Genomic DNA, 15587 nt, shown 5'->3' with positions numbered 1-15587 from the left:
AGAGGGCCGGGGTGAGGGCATCAGGCCGCACAACTCTGAAGGAAAAAACCATGCACACCACCCACAGCACATTTTCTCTCGCTAACCACACCGTTCACCACGTTACCTTCGACCCAACCACCTTCACCGACGCCGATCTCCTCTGGCTCCCCCACCACGCCGAGCTTTCAAACGCCGGGCGCAAACGCAAAGCCGAGCATCTGGCAGGCCGCATCGCCGCCGCGCATGCCTTACCTGACCACACCGTGCCCGGCATCGGCCCCAGCGGTGAACCTCTCTGGGCTGACGGCGTATCAGGGAGCATCACCCACTGCGGCACGCAGGCGATGGCGCTTGCCATCCGTCATCCAGATGCGCTTGTGGGTATTGATTGCGAAGCCATTCTTCCAGACCCTGAAGCCCGCGAAATCCAGGACGGCATCATTGATGCACAGGAAGCGATGTGCCTGAAGCGTTCGGGCTACCCCTTTGCGCTGGCGTTGACGCTTGCATTTAGCGCCAAAGAGAGTCTGTTTAAGGCGCTCTATCCGCGGGTGAAGATTTACATAGGTTTTGACTGTGCCCGCATAACAAGACTCAATGAGAAAACACTCACGCTGGCGCTGACCCACCCACAGGCTGAGTTTAAAGAAGGAACTCTATTTACACTTCACTGGCTGCTTCATGGCGACCACGCGATCACTTTGCTGTAACGCTCATCAGGTTTCGAAAATCTTCTTTCAGTCCCTATTTGATTTATTTCTCACAACGCAAAAAACGTTTTTTAGGAATATATCAATCTTCTTTTCCATTTAGACAGGAGTAGGATAAAAACCCAATAACCATACTATTAAAATGGATTTATAATGCCGGTAAATGAACGCATTATTCCCACCTCAGGAACCCCGATTAACCCAGGCGGTATCCGACAACTCACCATCGGTGAGATAGCCCTCGCGAAGACGCTTTACGGTTACAGTATCCATTATCATCTGGTGTGGGTACACAGGGAAAGTTATCTTCCTTTTAATCTCCAGCCTGTCGATATAGCGATGAGTCCCAATGGTGAAATGTGGTTTAGAGAAGAAACTTATTCACCTGATTTCTCATTAGAGGACGACTTAGTTAAGAAGCATAGATTTATGCATGAGATGATGCACGTCTGGCAAACACAAAAGGGAATGTTTGTCAGAACCAGAGGATTATTTTCCGGTATTGCTGACTACACTTATAGCTTAGATAAAGTAGATTTATTGCATTATGGGTTAGAGCAGCAAGCATCAATTGTAAGCGATTACTGGTTATTAAAATATTTTGGCCTGGACAAAAATCAGAGTTTATTACAATACCGAGATCTGCATCTTAAAGAAACGATCTATTACCTCCTGAATAAATACAAAACAGTTTTAAAAGGATTTCCCGGATGAAAAAACTGCTGTTTATTATTGGTATGTGTATTTCAATTACCGGTTGTCCCGGTGGTAAACGAGCCCCCATAACACGACTAACTTTTATTAACGGCAATCATATTTGTTTCAGCATAAATAAAAATGACATTTTGAAATATTACACAATTTATTCAAGCAAAGCCCATCAGATAAGCATAGTGACGGGTTCCGGATACGGTGATTTAAACCTTTCCTATCCTGATACCTGTATGAATATTAAATGGGAGAATGAAAATACTTACGTAATTCACTACGGCTTAAATGGCAAAGAATATGTACATCAGTTCGATATCGATAAAAATGGCAAGCTAATAAATTTAGGAGAACGATAATGTCACTACCCGCTTACCTATTTCTCTACGACGAGAACGGAATGCTCGTACAGGGCGAATGTATGACGCCAGGTCGAGAAGGTGCTATCGAAATCATGAATAGCAGCTATGGTGTAAAACAAGCCGTCGATAGTCATACCGGAAATATGACCGGAACACGACAGCATGGCCCGGTTACGCTGCATAAGCAATTAGATAAGGTAAGTCCTTACCTTGCCGTTGTCGCTTGCGAAGGAAGACGCCTGCAAAAAGCTATTATTAAATATTATGAAATCATTGAAGCGGGAGCAGAAAGAGAGATCTACACCATCACGCTTGATAGCGTTGTAATCTCATCTTTAGATTTTACGCATGTATACTATCCAGGCAGTTCTGCCCCTAACATGCATGAAGTAGTAGGCCTGCGATTTCGTGGCATTCAATGGAACTATGTTAAAGGCAATATTATTTATGATGATGCATGGATGAAACCTGCGCAGAAAGAAAAACAGAATGGTGAATATAAATAAAGGAAATATTGCCCTTCAGTCCCAAAGCAAATTTAACGCCTGATGGCGCTTCGCTTATCAGGCCTACGGCAAACCGGTTTTGTAGGCCGGGTAAGGCATCGCCGCCACCCGGCATGAAGGCAGCGGCGACGCCTTTTTACGTTCTTCAGTTCAAGGCTCAAACATCCGGGAACATCACGCTATTTCCCGGCGCTTCCCTGTGCAGATGGATAAAGTTCAGATGCCGTTCATACTGATCCAGAATGTCCGTAATCACCTGCTCCTTGCTGTAGTCCATCAAATCATTCCCCTGGCTTCCTTCCAGCAGGAAGGTCTCAAGCCGGTAGTAGGTCGACTTCCCGCTGCGTGCCCGATAGGTAAAACCGGGTACCGAGTACTGCTGCGGCCAGATCTGGTAGACAAAGTTCTGCTCGTCGCCCATGTGCACCAGCAGATCCAGGTGCCCCAGGGTCTCGCCCTCCTCCGGCGGCAGGTTTTTCAGCTCCACGTAAGCACCACGCAGCTTCAGCTCCTGGGCTACCTCTTCCATGGCGGGGAAGCAGACCGTCTCCATCATCTGTTTGGTGTAGCGCGTGCCCGGGTAGTTCATCAGGCGCGACAGACGTTTCTTCCAGCTCAGGCGGTCCTGCGCGCCCATCGGACGCGGCGCGGTGTCGCGGCTGGCGCTGACGCGGCGGTAATCTTCCACCTTGAGGGACTTATACAACCCGGCCATCACGAAGAAGATAACGAAGCTGAACGGCAGCCCCATGATCACCGTGGTGTTCTGCAGCGCAGAGATGCCGTTGGTCATCAGCATGCCGAGCGTCAGCAGGCCGATGGCGACGGACCAGAAGATGCGCAGCCAGTTCGGGGCATCGCTGTTGATGTCTTTGAGCTTCGAGGTGAAGTTGCCCAGCACCAGCGCGCCGGAATCCGCCGAGGTGACGTAAAACAGCAGGCCGGTAATGGTCGCCACGGAGGCGCTAAAGGTGAACGCCGGATACTGCGCCAGCAGGCTGTAGAAGCCTCGCTCCGGGTGCGCCATCGCTTCCTGCGCGAAAGTAGCATTGCCGTGGATAATCTCGTGCAGCGCGCTGTTGCCGAACACCGACAGCCACAGCAGGGTAAAGGTGAACGGGATGATCAGCGTGCCCATCACAAACTGGCGGATGGTGCGGCCACGCGAAATGCGCGCCAGGAACAGGCCGACAAACGGCGACCACGCGACCCACCACGCCCAGAAGAACAGCGTCCAGTTGTTCATCCACTCTACAGGGCGGTCGAAGGCGAAGCTGTTCAGCGTCATGCCCATAAAGCGGTTCACATAGTCGCCCACGTTGAGCACTAAGGCATTGAGCAGGAACGAGGTGTCGCCCATAAACAGCACGAACAGGATCAGGCCCAGCGCCAGCGCCACGTTCAGTTCGGAGAGCACGCGGATGCCCTTATCGACGCCCGACGTCACCGAGATGGTGGCGATAATGACGGAGAGCGCAATCAGCGCCGCTTTCGCCGCCATCGAATCCGGAATATCAAACAGCACGCTCAGCCCGTAGTTAAGCTGCACCACGCCAATCCCGAGCGTCGTCGCGATACCGAAGATGGTGCCGATCACCGCCGCAATGTCGACGCTGTGGCCGATCGGGCCGTTTATCTTTTTACCGAAAATCGGGTACAGCGCGGAGCGGATGGTGAGGGGCAAATTATAACGATAGCTAAAGTATCCCAGCGCCATGCCCATCAGGGCATACATCGACCAGCCGGTCAGGCCGTAGTGGAACAGCGTCCAGACCATCGCCTGGCGCGCGGCCTCCATCGTCTGCCCTGCCCCTTCCGGCGGCTGCATATACTGCGTGACGGGTTCGGCCACGGAGAAGAACATCAGGTCGATGCCGATGCCCGCGGCAAACAGCATTGCGGCCCAGCTCAGCAGGCTGAACTCGGGCTTTGACTGCTCTGGCCCGAGCTTCACCGAACCAAAGCGCGAGCAGGCAATGCAGACCACGAAGACGATATAGAGCGTCGCCGCCAGCAGGTAGTACCAGCCGAAGGTCTTCGACACCCAGTTCAGGGTGCGCCCAATCCACTCGGCAGAAAAATCGCGAAAGAAGATCGTTGTCAGGGAAAACAACAAAATCAGCCCGGCGGAGGTATAAAAAACGACCGGGTTGATTTTGTCTTTTTCTCTGTCCTGTGAAAGGTCTGTCATCCAGTATCCCCACTGTTTTTGTAACTATTAAAATCCAAATCCGCAACAATTAAGACACATTTTATATTGAACGTCCAATCAAAAACCGCTTTAATGGTTAACCAACGCTGATGAATGGAGTGGCAAAAATGCCCAAAGTGGGGATGCAGCCGATCCGGCGCAGGCAGCTTATCGACGCCACGCTGGAAGCAATAAATGAAGTGGGAATGCATGACGCGACGATCGCGCAGATCGCCCGTCGGGCGGGCGTTTCCACGGGGATCATCAGTCACTATTTCAAAGACAAAAACGGTCTGCTGGAAGCAACCATGCGCGATATCACCGGCCAGCTGCGCGACGCGGTATTGAGCCGCTTACGCGCCCTGCCGGACGCCAGCGCGGAGCAGCGCCTGCAGGCGATTGTAGGCGGCAATTTTGATGAAACCCAGACCAGCGGCGCGGCAATGAAGGCCTGGCTGGCCTTTTGGGCAAGCAGCATGCACCAGCCGATGCTCTACCGCCTGCAGCAGGTAAGCAGCCGCCGCCTGCTGTCGAACCTGGTGTACGAGTTTCGCCGCGAACTGCCGCGCGAACAGGCCGAAGAGGCGGGCTACGGCCTGGCGGCGCTGATCGACGGGCTGTGGCTGCGCGCCGCACTAAGCGGCAAGCCGCTGGATAAGACCCTGGCCCAGTCACTGACCAGCCACTTTATCAGCCAGCATTTACCGACCGAATAACCGAGGAGAATTTATGTCCCGAATGGCAGAACAGCAGCTTTATATCAGTGGTGGTTATACATCGGCCACCAGCGGTCGCACCTTCGAGACCATCAACCCGGCCAACGGTGAAGTCCTGGCGACCGTTCAGGCCGCCGGGCGCGAAGATGTCGATCGCGCCGTAGAAAGCGCAACGCGCGGGCAAAAAGTCTGGGCAGCGATGACCGCCATGGAGCGCTCTCGCATCCTGCGTCGCGCCGTCGACATCCTGCGCGAGCGCAACGACGATCTGGCAAAGCTGGAAACCCTCGACACCGGTAAAGCGTATTCCGAAACCTCAACCGTGGATATCGTCACCGGCGCGGACGTGCTGGAGTATTACGCGGGGCTGATCCCGGCGCTGGAAGGCAGCCAGATCCCCTTGCGCGAGACCTCATTCGTCTACACCCGCCGCGAGCCGCTGGGCGTGGTGGCGGGTATCGGGGCGTGGAACTACCCGATCCAGATCGCCCTGTGGAAATCGGCCCCGGCGCTGGCGGCGGGCAACGCGATGATCTTCAAGCCAAGCGAAGTGACGCCGCTTACCGCTCTGAAGCTTGCCGAGATCTACACCGAAGCGGGCCTGCCGGACGGCGTGTTTAACGTCCTGCCGGGCGTGGGCGCGGAGACCGGCCAGTACCTGACCGAGCATCCGGGCATCGCCAAAGTCTCCTTTACTGGCGGCGTCGCCAGCGGCAAAAAGGTGATGGCCAACTCGGCGGCCTCGTCCCTGAAAGAGGTGACGATGGAGCTGGGCGGTAAATCCCCGCTGATTATTTTCGACGACGCCGATCTGGATCTCGCGGCGGACATCGCCATGATGGCCAACTTCTTCAGCTCCGGCCAGGTGTGCACCAACGGCACCCGCGTGTTTGTTCCGGCCAAATTCAAAGCCGCGTTTGAGCAGAAAATCGTCGAGCGCGTGGGCCGCATCCGCGCGGGCGATCTGTTCGATGAAGCTACCAACTTTGGTCCGATGGTCAGCTTCCCGCACCGCGACAGCGTGATGCGCTACATCGCCAAAGGTAAAGAGGAAGGCGCGCGCGTGCTGTGCGGCGGCGACGCGCTGAAGGGCGAAGGCTTCGATAACGGCGCGTGGGTGGCCCCGACCGTGTTCACCGACTGCACCGACGAGATGACCATCGTGCGCGAAGAGATCTTCGGCCCGGTGATGTCCATCCTCACTTATGACACCGACGAAGAAGCGATTCGCCGCGCCAACGACACTGACTACGGGCTGGCGGCAGGCATCGTCACGGCCGACCTGAACCGCGCCCACGGCGCCATTCATCAGCTCGAAGCGGGCATCTGCTGGATCAACACCTGGGGTGAATCCGCCGCAGAGATGCCGGTCGGCGGCTACAAGCACTCCGGCATTGGCCGCGAGAACGGCGTCATGACGCTGCAGAGCTACACCCAGGTGAAGTCCATCCAGGTTGAGATGGGTAAATTCCAGTCCATATTTTAACCGGGAGGTTTATTTGCAATTTGACTACATCATTATCGGGGCCGGCTCTGCCGGCAACGTGCTGGCAACGCGACTGACTGAAGATCCTAACACCACTGTCCTGCTGCTTGAGGCAGGCGGGCCGGATTACCGCTTTGACTTCCGCACCCAGATGCCCGCCGCGCTGGCGTTCCCGCTGCAGGGTAAGCGCTACAACTGGGCATACGAAACCGAGCCTGAGCCGCACATGAACAACCGCCGCATGGAGTGCGGGCGCGGCAAAGGGCTGGGCGGCTCATCGCTGATCAACGGCATGTGCTACATCCGCGGTAACGCGATGGACCTCGACCACTGGGCAAAAGAGCCGGGTCTGGAGCACTGGAGCTACCTCAACTGCCTGCCCTACTACCGCAAGGCAGAGACCCGCGACGTGGGGCCGAATGACTACCACGGCGGCGACGGTCCGGTGAGCGTCACCACTTCGAAACCGGGCGTGAATCCGCTGTTTGAGGCAATGGTGGAGGCGGGCGTGCAGGCGGGTTATCCGCGCACCGACGATCTCAACGGCTACCAGCAGGAAGGCTTCGGCCCGATGGACCGCACGGTCACGCCGCAGGGCCGACGCGCCAGCACCGCGCGCGGCTATCTGGACCAGGCGAAACCGCGTCCGAACCTGACCATCCGCACCCATGCCATGACCGATCGCATTATCTTTGAGGGCAAGCGCGCGGTGGGCGTCGAGTGGCTGGAGGGTGAAAGCACCATCCCATCCAAAGCGACGGCAAATAAAGAAGTGCTGCTGAGCGCCGGGGCGATTGCCTCCCCGCAGATCCTCCAGCGCTCCGGCGTGGGCGACGCTGACATGCTCGCCGAGTTCGATATTCCGCTGGTGCACGATCTGCCCGGCGTGGGTGAAAACCTGCAGGATCACCTGGAGATGTACCTCCAGTACGAATGCAAAGAGCCGGTCTCCCTCTACCCTGCCCTGCAGTGGTGGAACCAGCCGAAGATTGGCGCCGAGTGGCTGTTTGGCGGTACCGGCGTGGGCGCGAGCAACCACTTCGAAGCGGGCGGGTTTATCCGCAGCCGCGAAGAGTTTGAATGGCCGAACATCCAGTACCACTTCCTGCCGGTGGCGATTAACTACAACGGCTCGAACGCGGTGAAAGAGCACGGCTTCCAGTGCCACGTCGGATCCATGCGCTCGCCGAGCCGCGGACACGTGCGCATCACGTCCCGCGATCCGCATCAGCATCCGGCGATCCTGTTCAACTATATGTCCCACGAGCAGGACTGGCAGGAGTTCCGCGACGCGATCCGTATCACCCGCGAGATCATGCACCAGCCGGCGCTGGACAAGTACCGGGGGCGCGAAATCAGCCCAGGTATCGAATGCCAGACCGACGAGCAACTGGACGAGTTCGTGCGCAACCACGCCGAAACCGCCTTCCATCCGTGCGGCACCTGCAAGATGGGCTATGACGAGATGGCGGTGGTTGACGGCGAAGGCCGCGTTCACGGACTGGAAGGGCTGCGCGTGGTGGATGCGTCGATTATGCCGCAGATCATTACCGGCAACCTGAACGCCACCACCATTATGATCGGCGAAAAGATTGCCGACGCCATTCGCGGACGCGAGCCGCTGGCGAAGAGCACGGCTGCGTATTATGTGGCGAACGGGGCACCTGTTCGTCGCTGAGGATATTTCCCCTCACCCTGGCCCTCTCCCCATAGGGGAGAGGGGATCCCCCTCTTCAAAAATTTATTTTTATTTACCTGCATCCAGTTTCCCCCCGCCTCTCGTATATGAGTCTGTGAGCAACCCCTTTGCTCCCCAATCCGAGGAAAGATGATGAAAAAGCTAACCCGTGTTGCATTCGTAACCAGCGCTTTACTCTTCTGTGCAGGCGCATCAGCCGCCATGACGTCAGGCTCCGTGATGGTGGGCGGAGCGGAAATGTTCCCGAGCAAAAATATTGTTGAAAACGCCATAAACTCGAAAGATCACACCACGCTGGTAGCCGCCGTCAAAGCGGCAGGACTGGTGGATACGCTTCAGAGCAAAGGGCCGTTCACCGTGTTTGCGCCGACCAATGCGGCGTTTGCGAAATTGCCTGCCGGCACGGTCGAGAACCTGGTCAAACCCGAAAACAAAGCCACGCTCACCAGCATCCTGACCTATCACGTGGTCGCCGGTAATTACGATATGAAAGCGCTGGAGCAGAAAATTAAACAGGGCGGCGGCCACGCGGAGCTGAAGACCGTTAACGGTCAGCCGCTGTGGATCATGAGCAACGGTCCGCACAATATTCAGCTTAAGGACGGTAAAGGCAATGTGGCGAACATTAGCACCTATGACGTTCATCAAAAAAACGGTGTGATCGATGTGATTGATACCGTCCTGATGCCTAAGTAGTTGTCTATACTTCGGAAGTGTGACGTTGCCTTCCGGGAAAAACATGGATAACGCGCTGGCTGAACAGCAACTGAAATTAATGCAGGCGGTCGCAAACGGCGATCGCCGTGCATTTGAACAACTTTATCGACTCACGTCGCCACACCTGTTTGCCGTCGCGCTGCGCATGCTGCGTGACCGCGCGTGGGCAGAAGAGATCCTTCACGACTGTTTTATCACCGTCTGGAGTAAAGCCGAAACCTACAACGCTGCACTGAGCTCCCCGATGACCTGGCTTACGCACATTGTGCGCAACCGCTGTATTGACTGGCTGCGCAGCGGGCAAACCCGCGCTGCCGACCGCGAGACGGCGTATAACGACGCGATTCTGCCTTGCGAGAACGATGAGCAGAATAACTGGCACGACGATGTGCAGGCAGAACGGCTCAGGCAGTGTCTCGAACATTTGAGCAGCGAACAGCGCCAGAGCATTACGCTCGCCTACTATCAGGGAATGTCTCACAGCGACATTGCCGACTGGCTCCAGCAGCCTCTGGGCTCGGTGAAAAGCTGGATACGTCGGGCAATGGACCATCTTCGGGAGTGTGTCGGGCTATGAATGACGCAGAAAAACGCGACGACATGCTGGCAGCAGAGTATGCCCTCGGCACGCTGCGGGGAGGAGCGCGGCTTCAGTTCCAGAAAAGGGTCCTCCATGAACCCGCTCTGGCCGCCCGCGTGGCGTACTGGCAGGACATGTTCAGCACACTGGATAGTCATCTTGTGCCCGTCCCTCCACCCGAGACGGTGTGGAAGAGAATCGCCCTCGATCTGCCGCCCAAAAAGCCTTTACGCAAAAGTCGGCCTTATGTCGGCTGGATGGCTGCGGCCTCCCTCGCCGCCCTGTCGGTCGTTGCCTGGTATGCCATCCGTACCCCGGAACTCGCTCCGCTGATGGTACTCAACGATACCCAACAGCACGGACAGTGGGTCGTCAGCGCGGACGCCAGCCGTCAACACCTGAGCATTGCCCCTCTTCGACCAACGGCCGTCGCGGCGCAACACAGCCTGCAGCTTTGGCTGATCCCAGGCGGGCAGGCGCCGGTATCCATGGGGCTGCTGCATAACGACATCCCCACACGCGTCACTCTCAGGAACACAACGCTTCCACCTGACGCCACGATAGCCATAAGCCTTGAACCAGAGGGCGGCTCGCCCACTGGACTTCCCACTGGCCCGGTGCTTTACAGTGGCAAATTGTAATCCTCAGGCCCTGTTCGCAGGGCCGCTATCGTGACCCCATTTCATTTATATACTATTATCGGTTACCTATAAGAATTAAATATTAAGCCTGTAATTAATTTAATTATAAAAAAACGACATTGACAGACTCTCCCGCACTCCATTAAGTTTTAAACGAACATCATTTTATTCCCGATACACAATATATCCAAAACCGCGTTAATGAATTTGTCATTATTCATTAACGCTTCTCTGCCTTTTATTTTTTGCATCACTCAATAGCGAGATAAGATCATGAATAATAGTGCAAACAAGGTTGTTGTCATTACCGGTGCCAGCAGCGGTATTGGTCAGGCGATTGCCCTCCATTTAGCGAATAACGCGTTTTCGCTGGTGCTGGTGGCGCGCCGTCTGGACAGAATTAATGCCCTGGTGGATCAGATTATTCAGCAAGGCGGCCAGGCTATTGCCGTCAAGGCCGATGTCACCCGTCAGGAAGAGGTTCAGCGCGCCATTGACGCTACCGTTGCCGCCTACCAGCGCGTGGATGTGCTGATCAACAACGCGGGCTTTATGGCTATCGCCCCCCTTAGCGAGCTGAAAACCGACGAATGGGACAAGATGATTGATACCAATCTGAAAGGGGTGCTGTACGGCATCGCTGCCGCTTTCCCGGTGTTCCAGCGTCAGGGCAGTGGGCATTTTATTAACGTTGCCTCCGTCGCGGGCATCAAGGTGCTGGCGCCTGGCGGCGTGGTGTACAGCGCCACGAAATTCGCCGTCCGCGCGCTGAGTGAAGGCTTACGTCAGGAAGCGGGTAAAACCCTCCGCACGACGCTTATTTCCCCCGGCGCCGTTGAAAGCGAACTGCAATTCGGTAGCTCTGACGAAGAGAGCAAAAAATTTCTCCATGAGTTTTATAAGCAGGCTATTCCGGCTGACGCGATTGCCCGCGCGGTTTTATTTGCCATAGAACAGCCTGGCGACGTTGATATTAATGAAATTGTTGTTCGTCCAACGCAGGAAGAATTTTAGCCGGCGTTAAATAATGCTGAATGAGGTGTCATTATGATTAAATCATTAACGTCCTTATCAGATCTCAATATGCGAACGGGTGCCGATATTCTCCTTGAAGTGCTGGAGAGTGAAGGCGTGGAATATATTTTTGGCAACCCCGGTACCACCGAGCTTCCACTCATTGATGCCCTGCTTCGCCATGAAAATATTCACTATATTCTGGCGCTTCAGGAGAGCACCGTGGTGGCGATTGCTGACGGCTATGCGAAAGCCTCCGGCAAAACGGGCTTTATCAATTTGCATACCGCCAGCGGTCTGGGGCACGGCATGGGGAATCTGATTAATTCGCGGATCATGAAAACCCCGCTGGTGGTCACCGTCGGACAGCAGGATACGCGGCACTACGTCCGCGACCCGCTGCTGTATGATGATATTGTTTCCATTGGCTCCCCGGTCATGAAATGGGCGCAGGAGGTCACCAGCGCCGACCAGCTCCCGGTGCTGGTACGCCGCGCGTTTCACGCTGCCAGCTATCCTCCGGCCGGTCCGGTGCTGCTCTCTCTGCCAATGAACGTGATGGAAGAGCTCAGCGACGCCGGGATACAAACGGCCTCTAAAGTGAACTACCACACCGTGGCGGGCTCGCTGGACGAACTGGCCGAAGAACTGAGCCAGGTTACGCCCGGCAGGATCATGATTGTGGCGGGGGATGAGGTGCACTCCAGCGGCTCGACGCAGGAGATTGTCCAGCTGGCGGAAGCGCTCAGCGCCCACGTCTACGGCTCCTCCTGGCCGCTGAATTTGCCTTTTCCCACTCAGCACGCGCTCTGGCGGGGCAATATGCCCACCACCGCCAGCGAAATCTCCAGCATCATTAACGCCTACGATGCCGTATTCATCATCGGCGGCAGAAGCCTGATCACCATTTTGTACAGCGAGGGCGAAGCCATTCCGGCGACCTGCGCGGTGTATCAGCTCTCGGCGGATATGCACGAGCTTGGCCGCACCTATGCCACTCGCCTTTCGGTGATGGGGGATATCAAGCTCTCCCTGCACGAACTGTTGCCGAAGCTTGAGCAGCGCCTGATCGCCAGCAGGCTGGTCCACCAGCGGATGCTGGTTGCGGCCCGCGACGAACGGGAGAAGGAGTGGCAGCAGCAGGAGGAACGTCTGGCCGCCGAGCGGCTACGCCCGGCGATCTCCCCGATGGTCGCAGCCTGGGAAGTCATCCGATCCATTCCGGCGGGTACCACCATCGTTGATGAGGCAATAGCGACCGCCAGGCATGTCCGCCGGTTCATCTCTGACCAGCAGCACCAGCGCTACTACTTTATGCGCGGCGGCGGACTGGGCTGGGGGATGCCTGCCTCAGTAGGGCACTCGCTGGGACGCGGACGGGAGCCGGTGGTCTGCCTGATAGGTGACGGAGCCTCCCTGTACTCGCCGCAGGCGCTCTGGACGGCGGCACACGAAAATCTGCCGGTCACCTTTATCGTCATGAATAACAGGGAGTACAACATCCTGAAAAACTTTATGAAGAGCCAGGCCGACTACAGCTCAACGCGGCTGGGGCGTTTTATCGGGATGGACCTGGTGAACCCGCATATCGATTTTCAGTCGCTGGCCACCGCCATGGGCGTCCACTGCTGCCGGGTAACCGAGGCTGCAGATATCGCCGAAGCGGTAGCGCGCGGGCTACAGTCAGGAAAAACCAACCTGATAGAAATCGCGATTTCCGCGGATTAGCCACGCGTTTACGCTGTACCCTACATAAAAAACTTATAACCGAAACGCCTCAAGACGCTTTATCTGACGCCCGTCGTCGTCAAAATTCTCCGTCGCCAGCCAGGCGCGCAGCTCCGCGTCTCTTTGCGGCCATTCGCCGTCAATAATAGAAAGCATATCGCTGTCGCGGTTGCGCCCTTTGCGCACCAGCTTCTGGCGCAGGCGCCCTTCCCAGACAAACCCCAGCCGCTCCGCCGCCCTGCGTGAGGCAACGTTCATCGAATCGCACTTCCACTCGAGGCGCCGGTAGCCGTGCTCAAACGCATTTTTCAGCAGCAGCCACACCGTTTCGGTGCCTATCCGGGTCCCTTTCATCTTGCGCGACCAGGTGACGTGCCCGATCTCCACCGACCCCAGCAGCCGCTCGTTGGCCATATAGCTCACCAGCCCCACCGCACGCTCGGTGCGTAAATCAATGACGGCAAACGGCACCAGCTCATCGTCCATCACCTTCGCCATGATCCAGTGCGCGGTGGCTTCCACGCTCGCTGGCTGCGTGCTGGCAAGCCACGTCCAGTCGCTGTCGTCGCCCAGCGCGTAGGCCTCATAGAGATCGGCCGCGTGGCGATCGGCGTCCAGCGGCTCCAGGCGGCAATACTGGCCGAGCAGCGGCGTGCGGGTTAATACGCGCGCGCCTTTCCAGTCGGGAACGATATCGTTAACGGTTTGACCATGTTGATTGATTTCGGGCACGGTGGTGACTCCCTGAAAGGTAAGGCATTTGTTATATCAGGTTAAAAAGCGCGCGAAAAGCAGCGTGTTTTAATAGCCCGAGCGCATGCGATATTCCCGGAAAGTATAAGTAAAGCTGAATTTCGACTTTGCGGAATGTCATAGTCGACCTAACTTAGCGGAGCATAAAACAATCACAATATATTCTTCTCAGGGATCGCTATGACGAAAAAACTGTTGCCGTTACTGGTGCTGGCTGCGCTCTCAGGCGCTACCCACGCCGCTACTCCGCCCAACACGCTGGTGGTTGCCCAGGGGCTTGATGACATCGTGAGCCTCGACCCGGCTGAAGCCAACGAGCTTTCCAGCATCCAGACCGTGCCGAGCCTGTACCAGCGTCTGGTCCAGCCGGACCGCGATAATCCGGAAAAAATCACGCCGATTCTGGCGGAAAGCTGGGAAGCGGACGCGGCAGCAAAAACCCTGACCATCAAGCTTAAACCCGATGCGAAATTCGCCTCCGGCAACCCGCTGCGCCCGGAAGACGTGATTTTCTCTTACACCCGCGCCGTGACGCTGAACAAATCCCCGGCCTTTATCCTCAACGTGCTGGGCTGGGACGCGAGCAACATCGCCAGCCAGCTAAAAAAGGTGGACGATCACACCCTCCAGCTGCACTGGACGGCGGACGTCAGCCCATCGGTGGCGCTGAATATTCTCTCCACGCCGATTGCCTCTATCGTCGATGAAAAGCAGGTCGCGGCAAACGTGAAGGATAATGACTTCGGCAACGCGTGGCTGAAAATGCACTCGGCGGGCAGCGGCGCGTTCAAAATGCGCGTCTATCAGCCGCATCAGGCTATCGTGCTGGAAGCTAACGACTCCGCGCCCGGCGGCGCGCCGAAGCTCAAAAGCATCATCATTAAAAACGTCCCCGATCCTGCTTCACGCCGCCTGCTGATCCAGCAGGGTGATGCGGACGTGGCGCGCGATCTGGGGGCCGATCAGATAAGCGCGCTCGACGGCAAGCCGGGCGTGAAGGTGCTGAGCATCCCGTCTGCGGAACAGAATTACCTGGTGTTTAACACCGGCAACAGCGCTAACCCGCTGCTGAATAACCCGGCCTTCTGGGAAGCGTCGCGCTGGCTGGTGGATTATGACGGCATCACTAAAAATCTGCTGAAAGGCCAGTACTTTGTTCATCAGAGCTTCCTGCCGGTCGGTCTGCCGGGCGCGCTGGAAGACAATCCGTTTAAATTTGACCCGGCAAAAGCGAAAGCCATTCTCGCCAAAGCGGGCATTAAGGACGCGCACTTCACGCTGGACGTGGAGAACAAGCCGCCGTTTATCACCATCGCCCAGTCGATGCAGGCGAGCTTTGCGCAGGGTGGCGTGAAGGTGGATCTGCTGCCTGCCGCCGGGAGCCAGGTCTATGCCCGCGTGCGCGCTAAGCAGCATCAGGCGGCGATTCGTCTGTGGATCCCGGACTACTTCGATGCGCACTCTAACGCCAGCGCCTTCGCGTGGAACGACGGGAAGTCCAGCACCGTGGCCGGCCTGAACGGCTGGAAAATCCCGGAGCTGAACAAGGCCACGCTGGCGGCGGTTGCCGAACCGGATCCGGCGAAGCGTCTGGATCTGTACAAGAAGATGCAGGAACAGCTGCAGCAGAGCTCGCCATACGTATTTGTCGATCAGGGCAAAACCCAGATCGTGGTGCGCGATAACGTGAAGGGGTATCAGCAGGGGCTGAACGCGGATATGGTCTGGTACGATCGCGTTACGAAGTAGCCCTTGTCTTTCTCCCTCTCCCGTGGGAGAGGGTTGGGGTGAGGG

15 protein-coding genes are annotated in these 15587 nt (G+C 56.6%); 13 read left to right on the top strand and 2 right to left on the bottom strand.

The window, feature by feature from the left end; all coding sequences use genetic code 11:
* Positions 1 to 50 precede the first annotated feature (50 nt).
* From entD to AC4IC4_RS05540, 4 genes are all read left to right on the top strand, one after another.
* The gene (gene entD, locus AC4IC4_RS05555) at positions 51 to 692 is read left to right on the top strand and encodes an enterobactin synthase subunit EntD (protein WP_491472318.1); all 642 of its coding nucleotides are present in this window, start codon (positions 51 to 53) and stop codon (positions 690 to 692) included.
* A 153-nt stretch (positions 693 to 845) separates the two neighbouring features.
* Complete coding sequence (locus AC4IC4_RS05550) at positions 846 to 1406, top strand: type IV secretion protein Rhs (protein WP_491472317.1); 561 nt, start codon at positions 846 to 848, stop codon at positions 1404 to 1406.
* Entirely contained in the window at positions 1403 to 1759 is a 357-nt protein-coding gene (locus AC4IC4_RS05545; RefSeq protein WP_491472316.1) for a putative T6SS immunity periplasmic lipoprotein, read from the top strand. Before AC4IC4_RS05550 ends, AC4IC4_RS05545 begins: the two co-directional genes overlap by 4 nt.
* Positions 1759 to 2268 carry an Hcp family type VI secretion system effector gene (locus AC4IC4_RS05540; RefSeq protein WP_491472315.1) on the top strand — a complete coding sequence of 170 codons (510 nt, stop codon included), beginning with the start codon at positions 1759 to 1761 and terminating at the stop codon, positions 2266 to 2268. The genes AC4IC4_RS05545 and AC4IC4_RS05540 overlap by 1 nt, the downstream gene beginning before the upstream one ends.
* Before the next feature lie 157 nt (positions 2269 to 2425).
* Here AC4IC4_RS05540 and betT read toward each other — a convergent pair whose 3' ends face one another.
* Positions 2426 to 4459 (bottom strand): choline BCCT transporter BetT, encoded by a 2034-nt coding sequence (betT, locus tag AC4IC4_RS05535; protein WP_024906970.1) that lies wholly within the window; start codon positions 4457 to 4459, stop codon positions 2426 to 2428.
* A gap of 128 nt (positions 4460 to 4587) precedes the next feature.
* On the opposite strand from betT, the gene betI reads away from it, so the two are divergent.
* The 8 genes from betI to AC4IC4_RS05495 all read left to right on the top strand — a co-directional run bounded on the left by betI (position 4588) and on the right by AC4IC4_RS05495 (position 13040).
* Positions 4588 to 5175, top strand: a complete 588-nt coding sequence (gene betI / locus AC4IC4_RS05530) for a transcriptional regulator BetI (protein ID WP_024906969.1) — start codon at positions 4588 to 4590, stop codon at positions 5173 to 5175.
* Between the two features lie 13 nt (positions 5176 to 5188).
* Positions 5189 to 6661 (top strand): betaine-aldehyde dehydrogenase, encoded by a 1473-nt coding sequence (gene betB, locus AC4IC4_RS05525; protein ID WP_491472314.1) that lies wholly within the window; start codon positions 5189 to 5191, stop codon positions 6659 to 6661.
* A gap of 13 nt (positions 6662 to 6674) precedes the next feature.
* Positions 6675 to 8339, top strand: coding sequence for a choline dehydrogenase (betA, locus tag AC4IC4_RS05520; RefSeq protein WP_491472313.1), 1665 nt, complete (start codon positions 6675 to 6677; stop codon positions 8337 to 8339).
* A 153-nt stretch (positions 8340 to 8492) separates the two neighbouring features.
* Positions 8493 to 9056, top strand: coding sequence for a fasciclin domain-containing protein (locus AC4IC4_RS05515; RefSeq protein WP_024906966.1), 564 nt, complete (start codon positions 8493 to 8495; stop codon positions 9054 to 9056).
* Between the two features lie 43 nt (positions 9057 to 9099).
* Positions 9100 to 9654 (top strand): RNA polymerase sigma factor, encoded by a 555-nt coding sequence (locus AC4IC4_RS05510; RefSeq protein WP_032649640.1) that lies wholly within the window; start codon positions 9100 to 9102, stop codon positions 9652 to 9654.
* A complete protein-coding gene (locus AC4IC4_RS05505) occupies positions 9651 to 10298 on the top strand; it encodes an anti-sigma factor (protein WP_032649642.1) in 648 nt (215 codons plus the stop codon). Before AC4IC4_RS05510 ends, AC4IC4_RS05505 begins: the two co-directional genes overlap by 4 nt.
* Before the next feature lie 273 nt (positions 10299 to 10571).
* Positions 10572 to 11312: an SDR family oxidoreductase gene (locus tag AC4IC4_RS05500; RefSeq protein ID WP_491472312.1), complete on the top strand. Its 741-nt coding sequence runs from the start codon at positions 10572 to 10574 to the stop codon at positions 11310 to 11312.
* Positions 11313 to 11345: 33 nt separating this feature from the next.
* Positions 11346 to 13040 (top strand): thiamine pyrophosphate-binding protein, encoded by a 1695-nt coding sequence (locus tag AC4IC4_RS05495; protein WP_491472311.1) that lies wholly within the window; start codon positions 11346 to 11348, stop codon positions 13038 to 13040.
* A gap of 33 nt (positions 13041 to 13073) precedes the next feature.
* Here the strand turns inward: AC4IC4_RS05495 and AC4IC4_RS05490 are convergent, their stop codons facing one another.
* A complete protein-coding gene (locus AC4IC4_RS05490; protein WP_491472310.1) occupies positions 13074 to 13772 on the bottom strand; it encodes a GNAT family N-acetyltransferase in 699 nt (232 codons plus the stop codon).
* A 201-nt stretch (positions 13773 to 13973) separates the two neighbouring features.
* Here AC4IC4_RS05490 and AC4IC4_RS05485 point away from each other — a divergent pair, with 201 nt between their 5' ends.
* The gene (locus AC4IC4_RS05485) at positions 13974 to 15542 is read left to right on the top strand and encodes an ABC transporter substrate-binding protein (RefSeq protein WP_248163545.1); all 1569 of its coding nucleotides are present in this window, start codon (positions 13974 to 13976) and stop codon (positions 15540 to 15542) included.
* Positions 15543 to 15587: the final 45 nt, after the last annotated feature.

The organism is Enterobacter sp. Taxon_2 (assembly GCF_058355295.1).
This window is presented reverse-complemented; position numbering and strand designations above follow the sequence as displayed.